This window comes from Comamonas brasiliensis, from assembly GCF_018292285.1.
Taxonomy (GTDB): domain Bacteria; phylum Pseudomonadota; class Gammaproteobacteria; order Burkholderiales; family Burkholderiaceae_C; genus Comamonas; species Comamonas brasiliensis.
This window is the reverse complement of record NZ_JAANES010000003.1, coordinates 685,081-710,364: the sequence shown is the minus strand read 5'-3', so window position 1 is coordinate 710,364 and position 25,284 is coordinate 685,081. Positions and strand designations below refer to the sequence as shown.

Genomic DNA, 25,284 nt, shown 5'->3' with positions numbered 1-25,284 from the left:
GCAGGACTTGTGGCCGCAACGGCCTGTTTGTCAATGTCCTGCAGCAACTATCCGGCAAATGGCGGCGGCTTCATAACGATGAAACGGAAGAAGGTCATGCTTGCCGCGTATGACCCTGCAGTGCGCACTCCGGTGCGGCCGCAGGCGCGGCAAAGCCATAGCGGGAGGGCAGATCGGGCTTTTTGGGTAATATCTGCGCCTATTGCACAGGCCCGCGCGCATCCGTTTGCGACGCGTGCAGCCTTGTGTCGCCAGGGCCGGCCGTGCTGCTGCCGCCTGGCCAGGCTCCGTTTTCGGTTCGCGCAGCCCAGCCCGCAAGGGCGCCACAGAGAGATTCTGCATGCGTGAACCCGTTTTGAGACAGACTCCATGACTGCCAATACTCCCCCCTCATTCCTGAGCCGCATCGCCATCGCGATCGGCAGTTTCTTTGCCATCCTTGGTAACGGCCGTCTGGCCGCCGACGTGACCCGTGTGCGCGCCGGTGAGGCCTTTGCCGCCGACGTCGCGCCCAAGGAAGTGCGCGTGGAAGTGCCGGTCGAGAAGATCGTCGAAGTCCGCGTCGAAGTGCCGGTCGAGAAAATCGTGGAAAAGACCGTCGAGGTTCCGGTTGAAAAACGCGTCGAGGTGGAAAAACTCGTCGCCACCGACAGCGCCGCCCTGCAACTGCTGGGACTGATGCAGCGCGAAGCCCGCTTTGTGGACTTCATCCAGGAAGACGTTGCCCCCTACACCGATGCCGAAATCGGCGCTGCCGCGCGCGTGGTGCATGAAGGCTGCCGCAAGGTGCTGCGCGAGCATTTCACGCTGAGCCCCGTGCGCAGCGAAGCCGAAGGCTCGCGCATCACATTGCTGGCCGGCTTTGACGCCGCTGCCGTGCGCCTGACAGGCAATGTGGTCGGTCATGCACCGTTCACCGGCACGCTGTCCCACCGTGGCTGGCTGGTGACGGAGGTCAAGCTGCCCCAGCTCATCGACAGCCAGGCCGCCAAGGTCATCGCCCAGGCCGAAGTGGAGCTGTAAACCATGAACATGTTTGCCTCCATCGCCGCATCCGGTGCGGCTCCCCAGGCCGCGCCCGCAGCTGACTCCTTGGCTGCTGCCACTCAGCCGCAAGGCGCTGCTGGCCAGGTCGATGCTCCATCTGCCGGCGCTCAGTTCAGCATCGGCATCGACCTGGGCACCACGCACTGCGCGCTGTCCTATGTGAACAAGACCGCCAGCGATGGCGAGAAGGTGGTGCAGGGCGTGCTGGACATTCCCCAGCTCACGGCTCCCGGCAGTGTCGAGGCCACGCCCCTGCTTCCGTCCTTTCTCTATCTGCCGCACGAGAGCGAGCTGACCGAGGCCGAGCGCAGCTTGCCCGGCGCGCCAGTCGACTTCATCACCGGCGAATTCGCCCGCAGCCGTGGCGCGGCCACGCCCATCCGTCTGGTGAGCAGCGCCAAGAGCTGGCTCTGCCACCCCGGCGTCGATCGCCGCGCCGGCATTCTGCCCGCCGATGCCCCCGAGGAAGTCAGCCGCATCTCGCCGCTGACCGCTTCCACCCGCTATCTCGAGCATCTGCGCCGCGCCTGGGAGCAGGCCCATCCAGAGGCCCCGTTCGAGCAGCAGGACATCACCGTCACTATTCCCGCATCGTTCGACCCCGCCGCGCGCGAGCTGACGGCCGAGGCCTGCAAGGCCGCAGGCTTTGCCAATCTGACGCTGCTCGAAGAACCCCAGGCCGCGCTGTACAGCTGGATCCAGGCCAGCGGCGGCCAATGGCGCAAGCAGGTCAGGCATGGCGACATCATCCTCGTCGTGGACGTGGGCGGCGGCACCACCGACCTGTCGCTGATCGCGGTGCTGGAGCGCGAAGGCAATCTGGAGCTGCAGCGCATTGCCGTGGGCGAACACATTCTGCTGGGCGGCGACAACATGGACCTGGCCCTGGCCTATGGCGTGGCACGCAAGCTGGCGACCGAGGGCAAGCAGCTGGATGCCTGGCAAACCCGCGCGCTGGCCCATGGCTGCCGCGCTGCCAAGGAGCAATTGCTGGCCGACGCAAGCCTGCAATCCGTGCCCGTGGTCGTGCCCAGCCGGGGCAGCAAGCTCATCGGCGGCAGCATCCGCACCGAAGTCACCAAGGACGAAGTGCTGGCCATGCTGGTCGAGGGCTTTTTCCCCAAGGTGGCCGTCAGCGACAAGCCCAAGACCCGTGCGCGCGGCGCACTCACGCAGCTGGGCCTGCCCTATGCGCAGGATGCCGCCGTCACGCGCCATCTGGCGGCCTTTCTGAGCCGGCAGGTTCATGCGCTGGCCGAGATCGAGGGCCTGAACGGCGATCAGATCGACGGCTCCACCTTTCTGCATCCCACGGCCATTCTGTTCAACGGCGGCGTGCTCAAGGCGCCGCAGATCGAGCAGCGCATTCTGGAAGTCATCAACGGCTGGCTGGACGACGAGGCCTGCGAGCCTGCGCGTCTGCTGGACGGAGCCAACCTCGATCTGGCCGTGGCGCGTGGCGCGGCCTATTACGGCCATATCGCCACCAGCGGCCGCGGCGTGCGCATTCGCGGCGGCACGGCCCAGTCCTACTACGTGGGCGTGGAGAGCAATATGCCCGCCATCCCCGGCATGGAGCCGCCCCTGTCCGCCCTGTGCCTGGCACCGTTCGGCATGGAAGAGGGCACGGAAGTCGCGCTGCCTGACGAAGAGTTCGGCCTGGTCGTGGGCGAGCCCGTGCGTCTGCGCTTCTTCGGCTCGTCCGTGCGCCGCACCGATCAGGTCGGCACCATGCTGGACTTCTGGTCGCCCGAAGAGCTGGTGGAGCTGCAGGAGATCGAGCTGAATCTGCCCGCCGCCGGCCGTGCGGCCGGCGAGGTGGTGCCCGTGACCCTGGAGGCGCGCGTGACCGATATCGGCACCCTGGAACTCAATGCCGTGCCCGTGGGCGGAAGCGAGCGCTGGAAGGTGGAATTCGATGTGCGCGCGGAGACCTCTGCCGAGGTTGCCGACTAAGGCCGTTGAGTCGCTTGACTGCGAAAGCCCGCTGGCCGATTGGTTGGCGGGCTTTTTTTTCTCTGGACACGACATACGCAGAAGCGGGTTCCGGCAAGACGACTGCTTCTGCAGGCAGGCCCTTGCTGCATTCTTGCTTGCGTAAGTCTCAGCGGAGTTTGCGGTTGCATGTCTGCCCTTGTCCAAGGCATGTTGCCCCAATAAGCCAGCGGCAGAAGCGATATGAAACAGGAACTTCAGGCCAAATCAGCCTCTGGCCCAGTCACAGAAAGCGCAATCAGCTCATTTTTTTGAGGCAGCAGGGCGCGCGCCACGCCCACCAGCAACATGGCACGCGCCCGCCGCTCAAGCTGAGATCTAGAACGCGTGGCGCAGACCGATGCTCAGGCTGCTGGCATCCTGCCCATAGCCCACGCCACCCTTGAAGTTATAGCCATAGGCCACGCCGGATCCGTTGTCGATGCGCGTGTAGGCCGCGTAGAGCTTGGTGCGTTTGCTCAGGTGGTGGTTGTAGCCAAGAATCCACTGGCGTGCGCTGCTGCCGGGCACATGGCTCCAGCGGCTGGCCCAGCCGTAGCCCAGGGCGACTTCCGAAGCGCCAGCCCGGTAGACCGCGGTCACGCGTGCCGCATCGCGGCTGCCGCAGCCGGCACCGCCATGGCTGCACAGCGAGCCTGAACCGTTGTCCGAGCGCTGGTAGTAGGCGCCGATCTGCAGCGCGCTCCAGATGTAGTGGCCGCGCAGGGCAAACTGCCTGTCGTCACCCAGCTGGGTAAAGCCCGCCCCCAGTGCCAGCGGGCCGCGTTCCCAGTTGGCATAGAGGTCATAGCCGTTCTTCTGCACGGTGCCGGCCGTCTTTTCGTGCAGCGATGCCTGGGCTTCCACCGTCAGTCCGGCCATGACCGGGCTGCGGTAGGCAATCTTGTTGGTGTTGCGCATCACATAGTCGTAGAGCGCATCGGCGATGGCGCCGGTGTCGTGGTTGGGTTCGTCCAGCGCACCATAGTCGGCAATGCCGAAATAAGTGGCGGCACCGAAGCGGCCCAGACGCAGCTTGCCCAGGCTGCCCGAGAGGTTGACTTCGCTCTGGCGCTGAAAGGCCAGCGCGCCGGTGCTGCCTGTGCCGGCACCGGTGTCGGACTCAAAGCCGGATTCGAGCTGAAACCCGGCCCTGAGGCCGCCGCCCAGGTCTTCACTGCCCACAAAGCCAAAGCGCGAGTTGTTGTTGAACAGCCCGGTCAGGCTGCTGCCTCCTACCTTCTGATGCTCTACCGAGGTATTGAGGCGGCCATAGATCTGCACGCTGCTTTGTGCGAGCGCGACGGAAGCTCCGGCGGTAGCCAGAACGGCGAAGAGGACACGAGACACAGTTGTTGTTTTGACTGGCATGTAGCGACTAGCCTTCGATCTTTGCTATGAAACTTGCGCGAACCTGCGCGCTTGTAACAAGGCAAATCCCGTGCCAGCAGACATGCACCGGTTTGGACTGTGGTCTCCTTGAGGTCCTGCCCGTGCCTGCGTTCGGCAGCACTGCTGCGCAACAGGTTGACGGACCACATGTGCTTTGGGGGCCACCTCCTGAGAGAGTCGGATACCTGCTCGGCCAGAGGCCGGCTGCGATTGTGCGCAGCTCTAGAAGACGCGACCCTCTTCCAGATGGGTGCGTGTGCCGTTGAGCTCGTAGTCGCCAACGACCCGTGATTTGTGAAGCAAGGGGTTGTGGCTGAAGATGGTGCGCAGATTGCGCCAGTGCCTGTCCAGATTCAGTTTGCGTGAGGTGGCCGAGGCTCCACCGACCTCGAACAGCCGCTCGGCGGCGTTGAGAGCCAGTCGGCTGACGACGAGCTGCGTCTTGGCCGTAGCCAGTGCGCCCTGCAGCACGATGTTCTCGGTGTCGTCATGCTCCAGTAGCAGTGCCTCGGCACCCAGGTCGAGCTGGCGGGCGTTTTCCGCCACCAACTGGTCTATGGCATACCTGGCTGCGGCCAGCTCTCCCACCACTGCCTGCACGAAATGATCATCGCGCGAACGCTCGGCAGGACTGTGCATGGCCGGGCGTCCGAGGTGCAGTACATAGTGACGTGCATCGCTGAAGAGGTTGCGCACTATGCCGGCTGCGGTGGCCACCAGAATCAGCTGTCGTAATGCAGAAGCATGGCGGCCAGGCAATTGTTCGCGGGAGCTGGGACTGATTTCGTCGTCGTACACCAGCACATTGTCCAGTTCCACGCTGCCGCTGGCCGTCAGGCGCTGGCCCATGCCGTCCCAGTCGTCGAGCACGCGTACGCCTTCGCGTTGAACGGGTATCACGGCCGTGATGCCCTGTTCCTGCGCGTTGACGGCAAAGACATTGAAATAGTCCGCATAGGCGGTTCCGGTGGCGTAGTACTTTTTGCCATTGAGGCGGTGGTGTTCCCCTTCGCGCCGCAGTGTCGAGGTGCTGATACCTGCGCGTGCCGTGCCCAGCTCGGTGAATGCACCGCCGAACAGCTTGCCTTCCAGCACCCAGCCGATCTGGCGCTGTGCCAGCGGCGAAGGGCTTCGGTCCAGACGCAGCAGCTCGGTCGTGTTGAAGTGGGTGCGCAGTGCATGGGCAACGTTCGAATCGGCTGCAGCGAGCGTTGCGACCACCTCGATGACATCGGCAATGGAGCCGCCTGGGCCGCCTTGCTCGCGACCGATGCGCAGAGCCCCTATGCCTGAAGCACGCAGCAGCTCAAAAGCCGCAAAAGGGGCTTCACGCTGCAGCTCGCGCTGCGCCGCGCCGGGAGCAATGGCTGCGGCGAGCTGCGGCAGACCCGAGAGTATGTCTGTGCGGCTTGGACGAGCGGATGGCGCTGCTGATTCCTGTGCAGCCGCAGCTTGCCGCAGAGGTGTGACGAATGCATTCATCGGTGATGGTCTGTTTCGGACTTTGAGCGGCAGACGCCACCGTGAAAGCCGGGTCAGGCAGAAGCTTCACGATGGCGCCTGCAGAGGCGTCTGCCGGCTTATGCGGCGGCAACGTAGGGAATGCGGCCTTCCACAGGGTGACCGGGGTCGGTGAAGCCCAGTGTTGAAGGATGGCCGGCAGCTACCAGGCGGTTGACCAGGGCTTCGTCCTCGGCAGTGAACCGGTAGTTCAGAGCACGGATATAGCCTTCCCACTGCTCGGGAGTGCGGGGGCCGGCAATCGCAGAGGTGATCAGGCGGTTGTTGAGCACCCAGGCCAGAGCAAAGTCGACGGTGCTGATGTCGCGCGCGTCGGTGTGCCGTTTGATTTCGGCAGCGATGTCGATGGATTCGGGACGCCACTCGGTCTCCAGCAGGCGCTTGTCCTTGCGTGCGGCGCGTGAGCCAGGATCGGCAGCTTCCAGGCTCGGGTACTTGGCGGTCAGCACGCCTCGCGCGAGAGGGCTGTAGGAGACCACGCCCAGTCCATAGGCTGCAGCCGCCGGCAACTGCTCTGCTTCGGCCGTGCGGTTGACGATGTTGTAGAGCGGCTGGCTGGCGATGGGGCGGTCTATGCCTTCGGCATCGGCCAGGTGCGCCACCTCGGCGATGCGCCAGCCGCGGAAGTTGGACAGGCCAAAGTAGCGCAGCTTACCGGCGCGGATCAGATCGCCGATGGCGCGGACTGCCTCGCCTAGCGGGGCATCGAAATCTGCGCGGTGAAAGTACAGCAGGTCAATGTAGTCCGTGCCAAGGCGGCGCAGGCTGTTTTCCACCGATTCGATGATCCATTTGCGCGAGGTGCCGGAACGATTGGGGCCTTCGCCTAGCGGGTTGCCGAACTTGGTCGCCAGAACCCAGTCGTTGCGGTCTGCGGCCAGGGCACGGCCCACAACCTGCTCGGTCACGCCCTTTTGATAGACGTCGGCGGTATCGATGAAGTTGATGCCCTGGGATTTGGCCCTGGCGATGATCTCATGCGAGGTTTTTTCATCGGTGGGGCCTCCAAACATCATGGTGCCCAGTGCGAGGCGGGAGACTTTGAGGCCGCTGCGGCCCAGATAGCGATAGGTCATGGAGATGGCTTTGATCGGTGGTTAGTGGAGAAAGGAAATCACAGAGGTCTGTGGATGGTGGCAAGCGACCTGGTGGCTGCCTCCCAGATCGGTCAGTGCGGGCTCCTGCCTCAGGCACAGTTCGCTGGCCCTGGGGCAGCGAGGATGGAAACGGCAGCCTGACGGCAGGTTCTGCGGACTAGGGAGATCGCCGCTCAGCGGGGTTACCTGCCGGTGGCGGGATGGGTCGGGCACGGCATCGATCAAGGCCTGGGTGTAGGGGTGGCGAGGAGTGCTCCAAAGGCTGCGGCGATCGGCGCTCTCGACGATGCGCCCCAGATACATGACCAGCACGCGGTCGGCAAAATACTGCACCACGGACAGATCGTGCGAGATGAACAGGTAGGAGAGACCGAACTCGCGTTTCATCTCGACCAGAAGGTTCAGAATCTGGGCCTGAATCGACAGGTCCAGGGCTGATACCGGCTCGTCGCAGACCACCAAATCTGGCTGCAGCATCAAAGCCCGTGCAATGCCCAGGCGCTGGCGCTGGCCCCCCGAGAATTCATGCGGGTAACGACTCAAAGCGCTGCGCGGCAGGCCTACGCGGTCGAGCAACTGCTCCACTTGCCTGCGGCGCTGGGAACGATCACCGAGGCCATGCACCTGCAATGGCGTCTCGAGAATGCTGCCAATGCTGTGGCGCGGATTCAGCGAGGCGAACGGGTCCTGGAAGATCATCTGCATGCGCTTGCGCAGGCCGCGCAACTGGGCGCCCTTGAGCGGTAGGATGTCCTGCCCGTCGAGCGTGATATGCCCGGCAGTCGGTGTTTCGAGCCGCAGCAGGCTGCGACCCAGGGTGGATTTGCCGCAACCCGACTCGCCCACCAGGCCCACGGTTTCGCCGCGTTCCACGGTGAAGGAAACGCCATCCACGGCGCGCAGTACGCCCTTGGGCAGTTTGAAATGGGTCTGAAGATCGCTGACGTTCAGCAGGCTCATGGCAATCCTAGGAAAAATTTGCGTTCTGCGTGGCAGCGGCAGGCAAGGTGACGGGGCAGGCACTGAGGCGCTTTGGTCCTGCATCCATCAGTGGCGGCACGGCGATGCGGCAATAGGCCTGGGTGTGCGGGCAGCGCGGGGCGAAGGCACAGCCTTGCTGGCCGATGGCCGAGGCGATACTGCCGCGAATTTCGCTCAGGGGGCCGTCCTGATAATGCGCTCCGGGCTGCAGCCGCGGCGATGCAGCCAGCAGACCCCGGGTATAGGGATGCAGGGGATGCTCGAAAAGCGGGCCGGGGCTTGCCTGCTCGACCTCGCGGCCGGCATACATGACGACCACGCGATCGGCCCATTGCGACACCACGCCCAGGTCATGGGTGATCAGAATCAAACCCATGGACAGTTCCTTGCGCAGGCGATCCAGCAGATCCAGCACCTGGGCCTGGATGGTCACATCCAGTGCCGTGGTCGGCTCGTCCGCAATCAGCAGGCGCGGGCTGCAGGCAATGGCCATGGCGATCATCACGCGCTGGCGCATGCCACCTGAGAGCTGATGCGGAAAGTCGTCCACCCGCCGCTGGGGATCGGGGATGCGGACGGTGTCCAGCAGCTCCACGGCGCGCAGCCGCGCCGACCTGGCGGAAAGTCCTTCATGCTGGCGCAGCACCTCGGCGATCTGCCAGCCGACGGAGTAGACGGGGTTGAGCGATGTCATGGGCTCCTGAAAGATCATGCCGATCTCGCGCCCACGCAGACGTCGCATCGATTGCTCGTTCAGCTGCAACAGATCGTGGCCGTTGAAACGGACTTCGCCCTCGGCGATACGCGCCGCGCGCGGCAGCAGCCTCATGAGCGCCAGCGCTGTCAGCGATTTCCCCGAGCCCGACTCGCCGACGATGGCCAGGGTCTCACCAGCATTGACGCAAAAGCTCAGTCCACGCACCGGATCGTGCTGCGGGAAACGGATGCTCAACCCGCGTACATCGAGCAAGGTCTGTCCGCTCATTCAGCGCTCCTGCGAAAAACGTGGGTTCAGCGCGTCGTTGAGGCCGTCGCCGATGAGGTTGAAGGCCAGAACGGCAAACACGATGGCCAGGCCCGGCGCGGCGGTCAGATACCAGGCGGTACGCAGCAGCTCGCGCCCCGCGCCGATCATGCTGCCCCAGCTGATGACGTTGGGGTCGCCCATGCCCATGAAGGACAGCGCGGATTCCAGCAGGATGGCCGAGGCCACCATGACCGAGGAGGTGACGATGATCGGGGGCAGGGCATTGGGAAGGATCTCGCGCAGGATGATGCGGGCATGCGAGTAGCCCAGGGCACGCGCGGCCAGCACAAAGTCCTTTTCGCGCAGCGAACGGAACTCGGCGCGTACCAGGCGAGCCACGGTCGGCCAGGTCACCAGACCTATGGCCACGACGATCGTGCCTATCGTCGGTTGTGCAATGGCGACCAGAACGACCAGCAGGATGAAGCTGGGAATGGTCTGGAACAGCACCACCACGCGCTGCAGCACGTCATCGACCCAGCCTCCGAAATAGCCGCTGATCGAGCCGATACCGATGCCCAGGCTCAGACCGATCAGGGTTGCCGAGATGCCTACCAGCAGCGAAATCCGGGCGCCGTGGGCAATGCCGGCCGCGACATCACGTCCCATGGAGTCGGTGCCGAGCAGAAACTGCGAGTCCTGGCCTGGCCAGAGAAAGGGCTGGGCCACCATGTCCAGCGGATCGCCGGGATAAAGCCAGGGGGCAGCCAGGGCCAGCGCCAGAACCGCCAGCAAAAAGGCACAGCCGAGCATGGCCGTTGGGTTGTGCAGAAAAACGCGTAGTGCTCGATGGCCCTGGCTTGTGCTGCCTGCACGGGCCTCGCTGGTGGTGGTGCGCACTGCATCGGGTGCATGCACATTGGGCCAGGGGGGCACCGGCTCGGGCGCTGCGGCCTCGTTGCGCGCGGCAGTTGCAGCCGACGGAGCCGCATTCGGTGCGGTCTGCAGCAGATCGGGGGTGGATGACAGGGACATCAGCGAACCTCGATGCGCGGGTCCAGCCACGCGTGCAGCAGGTCGACCAGCACATTGGCTGCGATCACCAGCAGGGAAGAAAGAAACAGCACGCCCATCAGCACATTGAAGTCACGGCTGAGCACAGCTTCGAACGCGAGCCGACCCAGGCCGGGCCAGCTGTAGACGGTTTCGACGACCACGGCGCCGCCAAGCATGCCGCCCAGGTGCATTCCCGCCATGGTCGTGACGGGTAGCAGGGCGTTGCGCAATACATGGCGCAGCGTGATGCGCCAGGGAGACAGGCCCTTGGCTGCTGCGGTGCGCACAAAGTCCTGGGATTGCACCTCCAGCATGGCCGCACGTGTCAGCCGCGCATATATGGCGACAAAGAACAAGGCCAGCGAGGTGGCAGGCAGGACCATGTAGCGCAACTGGTCCAGCACGGCGGCCAGACCGCTGAGCTGCGAGCCAATGCTGGCCGATCCGCCGCTGGGCAACCAGCCCAGCTGCACCGAGAACAGCACGATCAGCATCAGCCCGACCCAGAAGCCGGGCACTGAATAGAACAGCAGGGACAGCACCGAGAGCAGGCGGTCGGGCAGGCGACCTGCGAAGTACGCCATGGCCGCGCCCAGCGCGATGCCCAGCGTCAGCGCGATGGACAGGGCCAGTCCCATCAGCAGCAGCGTGCTTGGCAGGCGCTGAGCTATCAGAGCCATCACCGGCATGTTGTAGCGTGGCGAGAAGCCCAGGCTGAGGTGGGCGAGGTTGCCCAGATAGGCCTGCAACTGCTGGAACACCGTCAGATCGAGCCCGAAGCGCGAGCGCAGTGCCGCCAGGGTCTCGGCCGTGGCCGCGCCGGCTTCACCGGCCATGACATCGGCGGCATCGCCCGGCGTCAGCTGCAGCAGCAGAAAGTTCAATACGGCGACGCCCAGCACGGTGGGGACCGCATATTTCGCATTGAACCAAAGCGAGCGTAATAAACGTGGAGTGGCACTCATGGGGAATCGTGTGTTAATCCATGAATGATAGAGGCGTAAATATTCAGTGAAATCTGTTTATTGAGCCTGATTTATTATATCGATCATTGAAAAATAAATAAGAAATATCTTCAGGGTGAATTAGTGAGTGCAGATTATATTTTTGAGATTCTTGTTTATGTTTGAAAAATCTATAGGCATGAGCGTTCGAACTCTCTTGAGGGTTGCGGTCTTGGCATATTTCTGAATATGCAAATGCGAAATTATTGCTAGGGATATCAGAGTCGTCATGTGATTATTGGAAGGCGCTGTGATTCGGTATTTTCATTTCTATAGAAATATCTGCGTCACATATCAAGACCCCATGGCTGATCTATGACTTCTGCATTACGACCTGGCTCTCTCGTGGATTGGGAGCATTTCCCTTCACCTCTTGAATATCCCGAAAGCCCGCTTTCCAAGGCTTTCAATCAGCCGGTTCTGCTCGGCCTGTTTCTGCCCATACAGGCCGGTGGCTGGAGTGCTTCGACCTTGCCGCGCAGCACCGACTGGAGTTTTGACTACAACCGGGATCTGGTGCTTCATGCCGAGAAGCTGGGGTTCGACCTGGTGTTTGCCTTGTCGCAATGGCTGCCCAAGGGCGGGTATGGCGGAGTCTTCAATGGCCAGGCGCTGGATTCGTTTGCCACGACGGCGGCACTGACCTCTGTCACCAGCCGCATCATGCTGATCTCGACCATCCACGTGCTCTACGGACCTCTGCACCCCCTGCATCTGGCCAAGTGGGGCGCCACGCTGGATCACATCTCGGGAGGGCGCTGGGGCATCAATGTGGTGACGGGTCATCGCGAGGTGGAGCACAAGATGTTCGGCTGGGAACAGATCGAGCATGACCAGCGCTATGAACTGGCTTCGGAGTTCATCGAAGTGGTGCAGCGCCTGTGGGCCGATGACGAGAATTTTTCGTTCTCGGGCCGCTCGCCCTGGAAGCTGGGCGGCGGCTTTGTGAGTCCCAAGCCGCGCTACGGCCGGCCGGTGCTGGTCAATGCCACGGGCTCGGATGCGGGCATCGAATTCGCGGCCAGATACTCGGACCTGATTTTCATCACCAGCCCTGGCGCCTCGGACTTCGCGCGCGCCATCGAAGTGCTTCCCGACCATGCGGCGCGGGTCAAGCAGGTGGCGCGCAACGCGGGGCGATCGGTGCGCACCTTGCTCAATCCCATGGTGATCAGCCGTGAGACCGAGAAGGAAACCTGGGCCTATCACGACGCCATAGTGGCCCATCAGGACCTGCGTACACCCGAGGGCTTCAACAGCCACAAAAGCGATGCCCATGCCTGGAAGGGTCGTGCAGGTCTTGATGCGCCCAAGCGTCGGGCCATAGGTGGAAACATCGAAGTCATCGGCACGCCTGAGCAGGTGGTCGAGCAGTTCGTGCAGCTCAAGCGTGCAGGCATTGACGGCCTGCAACTGAGCTTCTTCGACTTCAAGCCCGATCTGGAGTTTTTCGGTGATCGCATTCTGCCGCTCATGAAGCAGGCGGGTCTGCGCTTGTGAGCGCCGCCGTTCTGCATCGTCCTTTCTCTTTCTTGCTGATCTCTCTCATGCATACCATTTACAAGCCCATGTTCTGGGCTCTGCTGTCCGTGATTACTGCGGGCGCTCATGGCCAGACGCCGGCCACTCCCGTCAAAGGGGGCACCGTGACCGCGGTGGTCGCCCAGGAACCCACCTCGCTGGTGTCGTTTCTGGACACCAAGACCGACAACCGCGATCTCAGTGCCAAGATCACCGAAGGCCTGTTGCGCTATGACGCTCAGTTCAAACCCCAGCCGTTGCTGGCCACATCCTGGAGCATCAGCCCTGACGGCCTCAGATACACCTTCAAGCTGCGCCAGGGAGTGAAGTTCCATGACGGCCAGGATTTCAGCTCGGCCGATGTGCGCTATTCGCTGCTGACCCAGAAAAAGCTGGGGCCGCGCGGCCGCATCACGCTGCAGAGCCTGGAGCGTGTGGATACGCCCGATCCCCACACGGCCGTGCTGGTGCTCTCCAAACCGGCGCCTTTTCTGCTGAAGTCGCTGTCGTCGGCAGAGCTGCCCATCGTTCCGGCCCGACGTTACGGCGATGCCGATCCGCTGGCCAGTGCCAACATCACGGCCCCCGTGGGCACCGGTCCCTTTGTGTTCGATCAATGGGTGCGCGGCAGCCATGTGATCCTCAAGCGCAATCCGAACTACTGGCGCCAGGGCGTGCCCCATGTGGATCGCGTGGTCTTCCGTTTTGTCCGTGATCCCTCGGCGATCTCGGCGGCCGTGGAAACAGGCGAGGCCGATATCGCCCAGAACCTGAGTCTGGCCGATCTCGGACGCCTGCTGCAAAAGCCCGCGCTCAAGCTGGACGCCAGCTATGACGCCTTTCTCAACAACGCGTCCTTTCTTGAATTCAATGTAGAGAATCCGGTACTGGCCAAAGCCGAGGTGCGTCATGCGATCGCCCATGCAGTGGACCGCCAGTTCATCGTCAACAACGTCTACTACAAGCAGGCGGAGCTGGTGAATTCGCCGATTCCCAAGGTGCTCGCCGGCTATTACGACGACAGCAGCTTCAAGTACGGCTTCGATGTGAACCGCGCCAACCAGTTGCTCGATACTGCGGGCTATCCGCGCCAGGCCAACGGTCAGCGCTTCAGCGTCCGGCTCAGCTATATCCCCGGTGCCCAGTTCAAGCAGACGGCAGAGTACCTGCGCTCCGCACTCAATCGCGTGGGCATCAAGGTGGATATCCTCGATGGCGACCTGCCGACTTTTCTCAAGCGCGTCTATACGTCACGCGAGTTCGATCTGAACATCAACGGCCTGGGTCGGCTGTTCGATCCCTCGGTGGGGGTGCAGCGCATCTACTGGTCCGACGGCATCAAGAACCCGCTGATCTGGATCAATGCCTCGCATTACAACAACCCTCAGGTCGACGAGCTGTTCCGCCAGGCTGCCGTCGAGTTGGACGACAGCCGGCGTGCCGCACAGTTCCGCCAGATCCAGCAGATCGTGGGACGGGATCTGCCTGTCTATCCGCTGGCCACCGTGCCATCGGCACTGCGCGTGCACAGCACCCGCGTCCACGGGCTCAACAACAGCATCGACCTGACGGCAGGCGACTTCTCCGATCTCTGGCTGGAGCCCCGCAAATGACTGCCGTGAATCCGTCCCTTCCCACGCCGGCCGATGACGGGCTTGAATCCCTGGTCTTTGCCAGTGCACGCGAGCAGGCCCAGGCTCTGGCCGACGGCCGGGTCACGGCCGTGGCGCTGCTGGAGCAGGCGCTGGCGCGTATGGAGCGCCATGAGGCACAGCTCAATGCAGTGCCCGTGCGCGCCGTGGTCCAGGCTCGCAGCGATGCGCTGCAGGCCGATGCCGCCTTGCAGCGCGGCGAGCAAAGACCGTTGCTGGGCGTGCCCATCACAGTCAAGGAGAACTTCGACGTGGCCGGCCTGGCCACCACCGTGGGCAACCCCGACTTCCAGGACAATATCGCGCGCCAGGATGCTTTGGCCGTGGCTGCGCTGCGCGCGGCGGGAGCCGTGCTCATCGGCAAGAGCAATGTGCCGCATTCCCTGGCCGATCTGCAAAGCTACAACACCATCTACGGCACCAGCCGCAATCCCTGGGATCTGCAGCGTACGCCGGGCGGATCTTCGGGGGGCGGCGCGGCTGCCGTGGCTGCAGGCTATGTGGCGCTCGAGCTGGGCACCGACATAGGTGGCTCGGTACGCATACCCGCGCATTTCAACGGCATCTTCGGGCACAAGACCAGCTATGGGCTGATCTCCATGCGCGGAGCCGGAGCGCCCCAGGGGCGCTTCAGTGCACGTGATCTGTCGGTGGCCGGGCCGCTGGCGCGCACTGCACAGGATCTGGAATTGGCACTGGACCTGTTGCTGAACCTTGACCCGCTGGAGGCCAAGGGCTGGAAATTCACACTGCCACCAGCGCGCCACCGGCAGCTCAGGGATTTCCGCGTACTGGTGATCGACGCCTGGCCCGGGGCCGATCCCAGTCTTTCCGAGCAGCTCGTCATGGATCGCTTGCTCCAGCGGTTGCAAGCCGAGGGCGTGACGCCTGTGCTGTGGCGCGATCTTCCGGCGGCGCTGCGCCCCGACCTCGGGGAGCAGCACCGCACCTATCGCAGCCTGCTGGGCGCGTCGGTGGCGAATCCGCCGCCGCTGTCGCCGGCGCAGCGCAAGCGCCTGGCCGAGTTGGCGGCGGATGATCGCAGCGCCGAGGCGGCCTTGCTGCGCGCGCCCAGCCTGTCGCATGCGACTTGGCTGCAGGACAACGAGCACCGCCATGCCCTGCGCCATCAGTGGGAGCAGCTGTTCACCCACTTCGATGTGCTGCTCAGCCCTGTCGCCCCCACGCCGGCCTTTGCGCACCAGCACCAGGAGCCCAAGGAGGAGCGCCGCTTTCCGGTGGCGTATGCCGATGGCATGCGCCAGCTGGGGTTTCGCGAGCTCTTCAACTGGGCGGGCCTGCCCGTACTGCCCGGCTTGCCGGCGACCAGTTTCCCCCTGGGCCTGGACGACGACGGGCTGCCCGTCAGCGCCCAGGCCGTGGGTCCGTATCTCGAGGACCGGACCACGATCGCTTTTGCCCATGCGTTCGAGCTCGCGCACGGCGGCTTTGTGGCACCGCAGCTCCACAATCTGGAGGTCGTGGCATGAGCGAAATTGTGCAAATGGAGCGCGGGCATCTCTCGCCTGCCCAGGCCAGGGGCGCAGCACCGTTTGGCGTGACCGCACTGCAGGCGCCGGAGTTGGTGGCCAGGGCCGCAGCGCTGGCCGTGCAGCTGGCCGCGCTGGCCGGTGCTCACGATAGCAGCGGCGCACCGCCCGCGCCGCAGTTTGCGTTGCTGCACGAGGCCGACCTGCTGCGCCTGACGATTGCGAAAGAGGCTGGTGGCCATGGTGCGGGCCTGGCAACGGCACGCGCCGTGGTTGGCGCCGTGGCCCAGGGCGATCCTGCGGTGGCGCTGATTCTGTCCATGCACTACAGCATGCATGCGGCGATAGCGCGCTCCCAACAGGCGGGTTCGGGGGAATGGTCTGCGGCACTTGCGACCGAGCTGATTGCCGCCAGTCTGCAAGGGCCTGCGCTGCTCAATGCAGCCCAGGTGGAGCCTGAGCTGGGCTCTCCCTCCCATGGCGGTTTGCCTGCGACAAGGGCCAGGCGTGTGCAAGGGGGCTGGCAGCTCAGCGGGCACAAGATCTACGTCACGGGCGGGCCGTTGCTGGCATGGATCAGCGTGCTGGCGGTGACCGATGAGGACAAGCCGCGCCTGGGCAGCTTTGTGCTGCCGCGCGGCACGCCGGGCTCGCGTCTGGTCGAAACCTGGGACCCTATGGGCATGCGTGCCACCGTCAGCCAGGATTTGCTGCTGGAAGAGGCTTGGGTGCCCGACCACCATGCGGTGGGCCTGCGCCCGGCCGCTGATGGTCTGCAACGCGAGGCTCATGGTATTGCCTGGTATTTCAGTCTGGTGGCCAGTGTCTACGATGGCGCGGCGCGCGCTGCACGCGACTGGCTGGCCGACTTTCTCAATCACCGGCGCCCCAGCGCACTGGGCGGGGCATCCCTGGCTTCGCTGCCCACGGTGCAGGAGAAGTTTGGCGAGATAGAAGTGCTGCTGCAGGCCAGCGACTGCCTGCTGGACAGCCACGCACGCGCCTATGACGCGGGCTCCGCTCCCGACGGGCTGGCGGCGGTGGCCAAACATGTCGCTGTGGAAAACGCCGTGCGTGCCGCCACGCTGGCTCTGGAGTTGGCCGGCAACCACGGTCTGGCACGTCGCAATCCGCTGGAGCGCCATCTGCGCAATGTGCTTTGCAGCCAGATCCATTCACCGCCCAACAACCTGATTCGCAGCAATGCCGGCCGCGCAGGCCTGCAGCGCCGCTAGAGCGCGCTCTGCGTCTGTTTTCCACTCCGACTGCCTTCACCATGTCCGCTGATATCGACTCTTCTCCGGCCTCGCGCCGCAGCTTTGTGCTGGCCGCCGCAGCCTCCGGCCTGTCTTCCATCGTTCCCTCGGTCGGCTGGGCCCAGCAGGAAAAGCCGCAAAAAGGCGGCACGCTGACGCTGCTGCTGTTTCCCGAGCCGCCGACATTGACCACGATTGCACATACGGCGGGTTCGTCAGTGACGATCTCGGGCAAGGTCACCGAGGGCCTGCTGACCTATGACTTCAACCTCAACCCCCAGCCCCAGCTGGCGGTGTCGTGGACCATCAGCCCCGATGGCCTGCTCTACAGCTTCAAGCTGCGTCAGGGCGTGAAATGGCATGACGGCAAGCCGTTCACGTCGGCCGATGTGGCGCATTCCATCGCCTTGCTCAAGGAGTTCCATCCGCGCGGTCGCGCCACTTTTGCCAGCGTCTCCGAGGTCCAGACACCCGATGCGCACACCGTGGTGCTCAAGCTAAGCAAGCCGATTCCCTATCTGATCACGGCGCTGGCTGCCTCGGAATCGCCCATGGTGCCCAAGCATCTGTATTCCACGGGGCGTGCCGATGCCAATCCGGCCAACAATGCACCGGTGGGGACCGGGCCTTTCGTGTTCAAGGAATGGGTGCGCGGCAGCCATGTGATTTACGAGCGCAACCCCCATTACTGGGATGGCGACAAACCGTATATCGACCGGCTGATCGTGCGCTTCATTCCCGATGCAGCGGCACGCACGGCCGCGATTGAAAGCGGGCAGGTGCAGATTGCTCCGAGTTCGCCGGTGCCCTTCTCCGAAGTCGATCGCCTGCGCACCAAGCCCGGCCTGAGCTTCGAGACCCGGGGTTATGAATACATCAACACCGTCTATCGTCTGGAGTTCAACCTGGAGCACGAGGCCTTGAAGGATCTGCGGGTGCGCCAGGCCATTGCCCACGCGATCCAGCGCGAAAACCTGCTCAAGGTCGCCTGGTACGGCCAGGGGCGACTGACCTCGGGGCCGGTCCATCCCGCCCTCAAAAAATTCTATGTGCCCGACCTTCCTCAACTGCCCCATGACCTCAAGGCTGCCGAGAAGCTGCTGGACGATGCCGGGCTGCGGCGCGGCAAGGCTGGTGGCAATTGGCGCATCCGGCTACATCTGACGCCGATTCCCAACGAGGGCGGCCAGCGTACGGCAGATTTTCTCAAGCAGGCCCTGGGGCGCATAGGCATTGACGTGCAGATCAACGGCCAAGACTTCGCCACTTACATCAAGCGCGTCTACACCGATCGTGCTTTCGATCTGCATGTCAGCGCCATGAGCAACACCTTCGACCCCACCGTGGGGATACAGCGGCTGTACTGGTCAAAGAACTTCAAGCGCGGCCTTCCTTTCTCCAATGGAGCCCACTATGTCAGCCCCGAGGTGGACCGCTTGCTGGAGTCCGCAGCCGTCGAGGTCAACGAGCCGCAGCGCATCCGCGATATCGCCGAGTTCCAGAAGCGCATCGCCCTCGATCTGCCGGACATCACTCTGGTCGCGCCGCATATCTACACCATCGTCGACAAGCGTGTGCGCAACCACACGGTGGGCGCCGACGGCGTGGCCGGGAATCTGGCAAGCGTGTGGCTGGCAGCGTCCTGATCCTTTCACCGTCTCAATCAAGGAGAAACGCATGAGTTCCACCCACAGCACGGCGGCTCAGCCGCAATCCCTCTGGTATACCCGCTGCCCCGTGCCGTCCCCGCTGGGGATTGCCGCGCAGCAAGGCTGGCTGCAGTCGGCCTTTGCTGAGCTGGGCATTGGTGTGGAGTCGATTTTCGACTCCAAGGACCGCAGCGTGCGGGAAAGCCATTTCGACCATCATCTGTCATGGTCCTTCCGGCAGGGCGGCAATATTCCCCCGATCTGGGCGCGCGCCAAAGGGCGCGATACCCGGCTCGTCGCCATCACCTGGACCGACGAATTCCAGGCTTTGATCACGCTGCCTGGTCGCGGCATTCATGCGCCCGAGCAACTGGCCGGCAGGCGCTTTGGCGTACCAGCCCGCGTCAATGATCTGATCGACTTCCACCGCGCGACGGCACTCAAGGGGCTGGTCTCCGGCCTGTCGTTGGCGGGCCTCAGCCATCGCGATGTGGAGCTGGTCGACCTGGTGATCGAGGAGTCCATCATCCAGGAGCAGGGCACGCCCAGCCTGTTCGGCCTGCGCCGCCGCCACCCTTATTTCCGCGAAGTCGAGGCCCTGGTGCGCGGCGAAGTGGATGCGATCTTTGTCAAAGGTGCCGAAGGGGTGTTGGTGGCCAATCTGATTGGCGCCCAGATTGTCAGCGAGTTCGGCCGTCACCCCGACCCGCGTGTGCGCATCAACAATGGCACGCCACGTACGTTGACCGTGGATGCGGCCCTGGCCGGACAACGCCCGGACTTGGTGGTGGAGCTGCTGCGCGTGGTGCAGCGCGCAGGCCGCTGGGCCGAAACCCATCCCGACGAGACGCTGCGGTTTGTCGCGAGGGAAATCGCCACCAGCGAGGAGGCGATCCTGGCTTCCAATGGGCCCGATGTGCATCGCCATCTGGACATCAGCCTGAAGCCAGAGCTGATTGATGCCATTGGCTATTTCAAGGACTTTCTGCTCGAGTGGGGATTCCTTGCCGCTGACTTTTCCCTCGCGGACTGGGTGGACCAGAGGCCGTTGGCAGCCTTGCTCGCCCAGCAGTCCGCTGCTGCCGAGCGGCCCGAGGCGGCAGTCAGCGCATGAGCAAGAGAGCAGAACCCAGAGTTCTGGTCAGCGGTGCCAGTGGGCGGCTGGGGCAGTTGCTGGTGCCGCGTTTGCTGGCACGCCATGCGCGTGTGCGCGTGCTGGTGCGCTGCGCCGCCACGGCACGCTCGCTATGGGGTGATGCGGTGGAGATTGCCGAAGCCAGCTTCGATGAGCAGGCCTCCTTGTGCGAAGCCACGGCCGGGGCGGACAGCCTGTTCCTGCTTTCGCCCATAGGCCCCGCGCTGGCCGCGCAGCAGTCGCGCGTGATCGAGGCCGCGCAGGCCGCCGGTCTGTCTCATATCGTCAAGCTTTCGGGCTCGGACTGGACGATAAATCCTTCTGGTCTCTCGCTGTCGGGCGATGCCCACGGCCATGTTGAGCAGTTTCTGCAGGACAGCGGCATATCGCATGTGGTGCTGCGCCCCAATGCCTGGATGCAGGTGGGCTTGAGCCGGGTGGCCGGCGATCTGCGCGAGGGCGATGCGATCCGCTGCCACCATATCGGCGCCGCTGTGTCCTATATCGATGCCAGGGACATTGCCGACGTGGCCGTGCAGGCGCTGCTCAATCAGAGGCTGGTGCGCCAAATGCGCGAGCGCGCGCCCGGACCGTGGGTGCTGACTGGTGGGCAGGCGGTGGGCGCGCAGCAACTGGCGCAGATCGCCTCGCACCACCTGTCCCGGCAGATTCGGGTGGAGGCACCATTGCCTGCGCTTGCGCAGGACCCGTTCATTGCTCGGGTGCATGGCCAGTTCTTTGATCTGATGAGCGAAGGCCATGCGGCCGCGGTGACCGATACCGTCAGACTGGTGCTGGGGCGCGAGCCACGCAACGTGGCGGATTTTCTGTCCGAACAGCTGCGTGCAGTGCCTATCGCTCCATTGTCCTGAGCAGGGTCCGATACAGCAGTGATGGCGGGCTGCTCGTACCATTTCGCAATGCTTCTTGCATAGAGTTGCTACGATCAGGAATCCGGATGGCGTTTTCCGGGTTCTGCGTTTCTCGGCTCTCTATGAATTTACCGTCTCCCCTCTATGTCATCGGCATCGACCTGGGCACCAGTCACACGGTCGTGGCAAGCGTTGCGCTGGACGGTGCGACAAGCGATATCGCACTGCTCGACATTCCCCAGCGCAGCACGGCAGGCGAGGTCGTGGCGCAGCCGCTGTTGCCTTCGGTGCGCTACCAGGCAGCCCAGGGCGAGCTGGGCGAGGGCTGGCGGCAGCCCTGGCCGCCGCAGGGCGCAGATGCAGCGGCGCCTGCCGTCATCGGCCGCTGGGCGCGAGATCTGGGAGCCGCCGTGCCGGGGCGACTGGTGGCCAGTGCCAAAAGCTGGCTCTCGCATACCGGTGTGGATCGCACGGCCGCCATCCTGCCCTGGGGGGCCGGCGAGGACGTGGTCAAGGTATCGCCGCTGGCGGCCTCAAGCTCCTATCTGGCCCATGTGAAAGCAGCCTGGGAGCAAGTCCATCCCGAAGCGCCACTGCACCAGCAAAGCGTGGTGCTGACGGTGCCTGCTTCATTTGACGAGGGCGCACGTGCGCTGACGCTGGAAGCCGCGCAGATGGCGGGCCTGCCGCACGTTCAGTTGCTGGAGGAGCCCAAGGCTGCGTTTCACGACTGGCTGGTGCTGCAGGGCGATGAGCTGGCCGCACAACTGGCGGACAGCCGGCTGGTACTGGTGGTGGACGTGGGCGGGGGAACTACCGATCTGACGCTGATCCGCGTGGATGCATCGGCCGACGGCGGCCTGCCCACGCTGACGCGCATGGCCGTCGGCGAGCACCTGATGCTGGGTGGCGACAACATGGATCTGGCGCTGGCCCATCAGCTTGAGACTGCGTTTGCGGCCAAGGCCGGAGAGCAAAACCAGAGACTGTCCGCACAGCGCTTTGCCCAGCTGGTGCAGCGCTGCCGCATGGCCAAGGAGCAATTGCTGGCGCAGAACGCGCCAGAGCAGATCGGCATTACCTTGCTGGGGGGCGGCAGCAAGCTGCTGTCAGCGACTCAAAGCGTCACGCTGACCCGTGAGCAGGTGCGGCAGTCGGTGGTCGACGGCTTTTTGCCGGTCGTTCAGATCAGCGATATGCCCGCCAGGCGGCAGGGTGCGCTGCGCGGCTTTGGCCTGCCCTATCCCGCCGATGCGGCCATCAGCCGTCATCTGGCGCAATTTCTCGGCCAGCATGCAAGCGGGGGGCTACCCGATACCGTGTTGCTCAACGGCGGCGTGTTCCACGCCCACGCCATGGTGCAGCGTCTGACGCAATTGCTTGGCCGGTGGCGCGGCAGCCCGGTGCGCGTGCTGCACAACCCGCACCCGGACTGGGCCGTGGCGCGCGGTGCGGCGGCCTACGGGCTGGCCCGCCATCAGGCCGAGCTGGCGGCTCAGATTGCTGTGTCCAACCCGCCTGAAGCACGGGCCGGGCAGACGGCGGCAGCGCTCAAACCCGTGGTGCCGCGCATTGGTGGCGGTTCGGCACGCAGCTACTGGCTGCTGCTGCCGGGCAAGCAGGGTGAAGCTCCGCAAGGCCTGTGCCTGCTACCGCGCGGCACGGAAGAGGGCGTGCGCATGGTGCTTTCGGGCCGGCGCTTTGCGCTCAAGCTGGGCCAGGCCGTGCGCTTCAATTTGCTGGCCAACAGCCAGAGCCATGTACCTGTGCAGGCCGGCCAGATTGCCCTTTTGACCGGCGATGGCTGGGTGGAGCTGCCGCCATTGGCCACGGTGCTGCCCGCGCCCGAAGGCCGCTCTGCTGCCCAGGTCGAGGTGCAGCTGCAAGCCTGCATGAGCGAGGTCGGCACGCTGGAAGTGCGCTGCGTGGCCGTGCAGGACGCGGGCCGGTCCTGGTTGCTGCCCTTTGCCGTGCGCGGTGCTGCGGCTTCTGAAACCATCGCTGACAACGAAGATGCACAAAGCGCCGAGGGCCAGAAGCAATCAGATTCCTTGCTGGCCAGGCTACCCGAAGCCGTGGCCCTGGTGGACCGCATCTTCGGCACGCAGGCGCAGGAGGTGACGACCCGGGAAGTGCGCCAGCTGCGCCAGTCGCTCGAAAGAGTTCTCGGCCCGCGCGAGGGCTGGGAGCTGGGCCTGCTGCGTGCCTTGTTCGATGCGCTGCTGGCCCGTGCCAGGCGCCGCCGTCGCACCGCCGACCATGAGCGCGTCTGGTTCAACCTTGCAGGCTGGTGTCTGCGCCCAGGCGTGGGGGCGGAACTCGATGTCTGGCGCATAGACCAGGTCTGGGCCTTGTATGGCCAGGGCCTGGGTCATGCCAAAGAGGGCGCCAACTGGACGGAGTGGTGGGTGTTCTGGCGCCGCGTGGCTGCGGGTCTGAACGAGGCCCGGCAGATGGAGCTGCTCGAGGACGTGGCCGGCCATATGCAAAAGGCCGTGCAGCAGAACACGCGCGGCAAATCCAGCCACGGCAGCTATGACGACATGCTGCGCCTGTTCGCGGCCATGGAGGCCGTGCCCTGGCAGTACCGCCAGGAAATGGGGCAGTGGATGCTGCAGCGCCTCAGGCGCGAGGATGAAACCGTGCAGACCTGGTGGGCCATAGGCCGCCTCGCGGCACGCCAGTCGCTGGCCGCCAACGCCCATCTGGTGATGCCGCCCGAGGCGGCGCTGGAGTTCCTGAACGCCACCCTGGCCCAGGACTGGCGCAGGAACGAAACCGCGATGTTTGCCGCAGTGCAGATGGCCCGAATGACGGGCGACCGCGCGCGTGACCTGCCCGATGCCATCAGGGCGCAGGTGCTGGAGAAGATGCGCAGCAGCGGTGCGCCCGAACGCTGGATGACCATGGTCGAGCAGGTGGTGCAGATGGGGGCCGAGGATCACAAGCGCAGTCTGGGCGACAGCCTGCCGCCGGGCCTGGTGCTGTTGTGAAGAGGCCGAGCCGCTGCGGGTAGGCCGTGTGGCCACGGCATTTGCAGGAGGCAGCCCCTGCCAAAGACGATGGCCGAACAGTGAGTGCCGTTCAGGCCCTCCGGTCAGCGATGCAAGAATGGCCTGTTGCATGGGACGACAGGCCGGCATGGAGGGCTGGCAGCATCCATGTCCACCACCACAGGAAATTATTGCCATGAAGTTTGAAGAAGCTGCGCGCACCGAGACTGCGCGAAACGCTGTTTTTATCTCCGGAACCCGACGTCGCCCGCTACTGCTGGCGGCACTGGCTGCCGTGGTGGCCGCTCCTCTGACGCAAACATTGGCGCAGGGCGGTAACTGGCCCACCAAGCCGATTACCTTTGTCGTGCCCCAGGCACCGGGCGGTGCCAACGATGTGATTGCGCGAGCCGTGGCGCAGGGGCTGGAGAATTCGCTGGGCCAGCCCGTCATCGTGGAAAACCGCGCCGGTGCCAACGGCAATCTGGGCACGGGCCAGGTGGCGCGCAGCGCGGCCGACGGCTACACCTTTCTGGTGACGGCGCAAAGCGCCTACACCATCAATCCGGCGCTTTATTCCAGGGTGCCGTTCGATCCCATCAAGGATTTCACTCCCGTGATGCAGCTGGCCGTCGCGCCTTATCTGCTGGTGGTGAATCCGAACTTCCCGGCCAAGAATCTGGATGAACTGGTGGCCTATGCCAAGGCGCATCCGGGCAAGGTGGAATACGCTTCTGCCGGCAACGGCACGCTCAACCATCTGTTGGGCGAGATGCTGAAGAAGCAGAAGAACGTGAGCCTGCTGCATGTGCCTTACAAGGGGGCGTCGGCTGCCGCCACCGATGTGGTGGCCGGCCAGTTGCCGGTGACCTTTGGCAGCTTTCCCGGCGTGATGCCTTTTGTCAGCAGCGGCAAGCTGCGCGTGCTGGGCGTGGCGTCCGACAGGCCGACCTCGCTGGCACCCGAGATTCCCGTGCTGGGCAAGGGCCTGGCCGTGACCAGCTGGTATGGCTTGTTTGCACCGGCCGGTACGCCGCAGCCGGTGGTGGACAAGCTCCATCAGGCCGTGAAGACCGTGCTGGCCAGGCCCGAGATGGCAGAGCGGCTCAAGACCCTGGGCGCCGAGCGCGTGGAGTCCACGCCGCAAAGCTTCAAGGCCATGCTGCCGGCCGAGCTGGCGTACTGGAAGCAGGTGGTCAAGGACTCCGGCGCGCATATCGACTGAGGGGACGACAGCTTGTTGATACATCTGGCCGCTGGCGGATCCTTTCGTCGCTCACGGACGGGGTTGACCCTGCTCATTGGGGCGGTCATCGCCATCGGGCTGGCCTCACGCCGGGGCTACGTGCCCTTTCCCGCCGTGCTGGGCAACTATCCGGGCGATGCGCTCTGGGCCTGGGTGGTGCTGCTGTGCGTGGCCTGGCTGCGGCCGGCCATCACGCGCGGCAAGCTCATGGCCTGGTCCCTGGTCATCGCTTTTGCCATCGAGTTTCTGCAGCTCTATCAGGCCCCCTGGATGCAGGCCCTGCGCGCCAACAAGCTGGCCTATCTGGTTCTGGGTAATGGCTTCGATCCTCTGGATCTGCTGGCCTATGTCGTGGGCATCGGTGTGGGCGCCATGGTGGACCGGCTCTGGGAGAGGCGGCAGCGTCGCCTCGCCTGAGATGGCATGAATCG

General features: G+C 64.3%; 19 protein-coding genes. 12 read left to right on the top strand and 7 right to left on the bottom strand.

Annotated features, from left to right (window positions below; genetic code table 11):
• Positions 1 to 369: 369 nt before the first annotated feature.
• Both DJFAAGMI_RS15900 and DJFAAGMI_RS15895 read left to right on the top strand, forming a co-directional pair.
• Positions 370 to 1,023: a DUF2760 domain-containing protein gene (locus DJFAAGMI_RS15900; protein WP_211457851.1), complete on the top strand. Its 654-nt coding sequence runs from the start codon at positions 370 to 372 to the stop codon at positions 1,021 to 1,023.
• A 3-nt stretch (positions 1,024 to 1,026) separates the two neighbouring features.
• Positions 1,027 to 3,003 carry an Hsp70 family protein gene (locus DJFAAGMI_RS15895; RefSeq protein WP_211457850.1) on the top strand — a complete coding sequence of 659 codons (1,977 nt, stop codon included), beginning with the start codon at positions 1,027 to 1,029 and terminating at the stop codon, positions 3,001 to 3,003.
• Between the two features lie 357 nt (positions 3,004 to 3,360).
• Here the strand turns inward: DJFAAGMI_RS15895 and DJFAAGMI_RS15890 are convergent, their stop codons facing one another.
• From DJFAAGMI_RS15890 to DJFAAGMI_RS15860, 7 genes are all read right to left on the bottom strand, one after another.
• Entirely contained in the window at positions 3,361 to 4,392 is a 1,032-nt protein-coding gene (locus DJFAAGMI_RS15890; RefSeq protein WP_211457849.1) for a porin, read from the bottom strand.
• Positions 4,393 to 4,635: 243 nt separating this feature from the next.
• Positions 4,636 to 5,895: an acyl-CoA dehydrogenase family protein gene (locus DJFAAGMI_RS15885; protein WP_211457848.1), complete on the bottom strand. Its 1,260-nt coding sequence runs from the start codon at positions 5,893 to 5,895 to the stop codon at positions 4,636 to 4,638.
• A gap of 98 nt (positions 5,896 to 5,993) precedes the next feature.
• The gene (locus DJFAAGMI_RS15880; protein ID WP_211457847.1) at positions 5,994 to 7,010 is read right to left on the bottom strand and encodes an aldo/keto reductase; all 1,017 of its coding nucleotides are present in this window, start codon (positions 7,008 to 7,010) and stop codon (positions 5,994 to 5,996) included.
• 21 nt (positions 7,011 to 7,031) lie between these two features.
• Positions 7,032 to 7,991, bottom strand: a complete 960-nt coding sequence (locus tag DJFAAGMI_RS25270) for an ABC transporter ATP-binding protein (protein WP_211457846.1) — start codon at positions 7,989 to 7,991, stop codon at positions 7,032 to 7,034.
• 7 nt (positions 7,992 to 7,998) lie between these two features.
• A complete protein-coding gene (locus DJFAAGMI_RS25265; RefSeq protein ID WP_003058891.1) occupies positions 7,999 to 8,997 on the bottom strand; it encodes an ABC transporter ATP-binding protein in 999 nt (332 codons plus the stop codon).
• Entirely contained in the window at positions 8,998 to 10,014 is a 1,017-nt protein-coding gene (locus tag DJFAAGMI_RS15865; RefSeq protein ID WP_211457845.1) for an ABC transporter permease, read from the bottom strand.
• A complete protein-coding gene (locus DJFAAGMI_RS15860) occupies positions 10,014 to 11,000 on the bottom strand; it encodes an ABC transporter permease (protein ID WP_211457844.1) in 987 nt (328 codons plus the stop codon). Before DJFAAGMI_RS15860 ends, DJFAAGMI_RS15865 begins: the two co-directional genes overlap by 1 nt.
• Before the next feature lie 354 nt (positions 11,001 to 11,354).
• On the opposite strand from DJFAAGMI_RS15860, the gene DJFAAGMI_RS15855 reads away from it, so the two are divergent.
• From DJFAAGMI_RS15855 to DJFAAGMI_RS15810, 10 genes are all read left to right on the top strand, one after another.
• Positions 11,355 to 12,539 carry an LLM class flavin-dependent oxidoreductase gene (locus DJFAAGMI_RS15855; RefSeq protein ID WP_211457843.1) on the top strand — a complete coding sequence of 395 codons (1,185 nt, stop codon included), beginning with the start codon at positions 11,355 to 11,357 and terminating at the stop codon, positions 12,537 to 12,539.
• Between the two features lie 47 nt (positions 12,540 to 12,586).
• Positions 12,587 to 14,173, top strand: a complete 1,587-nt coding sequence (locus DJFAAGMI_RS15850; protein WP_211457842.1) for an ABC transporter substrate-binding protein — start codon at positions 12,587 to 12,589, stop codon at positions 14,171 to 14,173.
• Positions 14,170 to 15,702 carry an amidase gene (locus tag DJFAAGMI_RS15845; protein ID WP_211457841.1) on the top strand — a complete coding sequence of 511 codons (1,533 nt, stop codon included), beginning with the start codon at positions 14,170 to 14,172 and terminating at the stop codon, positions 15,700 to 15,702. Before DJFAAGMI_RS15850 ends, DJFAAGMI_RS15845 begins: the two co-directional genes overlap by 4 nt.
• Complete coding sequence (locus DJFAAGMI_RS15840; RefSeq protein ID WP_211457840.1) at positions 15,699 to 16,937, top strand: acyl-CoA dehydrogenase family protein; 1,239 nt, start codon at positions 15,699 to 15,701, stop codon at positions 16,935 to 16,937. The genes DJFAAGMI_RS15845 and DJFAAGMI_RS15840 overlap by 4 nt, the downstream gene beginning before the upstream one ends.
• A 41-nt stretch (positions 16,938 to 16,978) precedes the next feature.
• The gene (locus tag DJFAAGMI_RS15835; protein ID WP_211457839.1) at positions 16,979 to 18,604 is read left to right on the top strand and encodes an ABC transporter substrate-binding protein; all 1,626 of its coding nucleotides are present in this window, start codon (positions 16,979 to 16,981) and stop codon (positions 18,602 to 18,604) included.
• Between the two features lie 31 nt (positions 18,605 to 18,635).
• A complete protein-coding gene (locus DJFAAGMI_RS15830; protein WP_211457838.1) occupies positions 18,636 to 19,721 on the top strand; it encodes an ABC transporter substrate-binding protein in 1,086 nt (361 codons plus the stop codon).
• Positions 19,718 to 20,614 (top strand): NAD(P)H-binding protein, encoded by an 897-nt coding sequence (locus DJFAAGMI_RS15825; protein ID WP_211457837.1) that lies wholly within the window; start codon positions 19,718 to 19,720, stop codon positions 20,612 to 20,614. Before DJFAAGMI_RS15830 ends, DJFAAGMI_RS15825 begins: the two co-directional genes overlap by 4 nt.
• 122 nt (positions 20,615 to 20,736) lie before the next feature.
• Complete coding sequence (locus DJFAAGMI_RS15820) at positions 20,737 to 23,607, top strand: Hsp70 family protein (RefSeq protein WP_211457836.1); 2,871 nt, start codon at positions 20,737 to 20,739, stop codon at positions 23,605 to 23,607.
• A 196-nt stretch (positions 23,608 to 23,803) separates the two neighbouring features.
• Entirely contained in the window at positions 23,804 to 24,832 is a 1,029-nt protein-coding gene (locus DJFAAGMI_RS15815; protein ID WP_211457835.1) for a Bug family tripartite tricarboxylate transporter substrate binding protein, read from the top strand.
• A 63-nt stretch (positions 24,833 to 24,895) separates the two neighbouring features.
• Positions 24,896 to 25,270 carry a ribosomal maturation YjgA family protein gene (locus tag DJFAAGMI_RS15810; RefSeq protein ID WP_211457834.1) on the top strand — a complete coding sequence of 125 codons (375 nt, stop codon included), beginning with the start codon at positions 24,896 to 24,898 and terminating at the stop codon, positions 25,268 to 25,270.
• Positions 25,271 to 25,284: the final 14 nt, after the last annotated feature.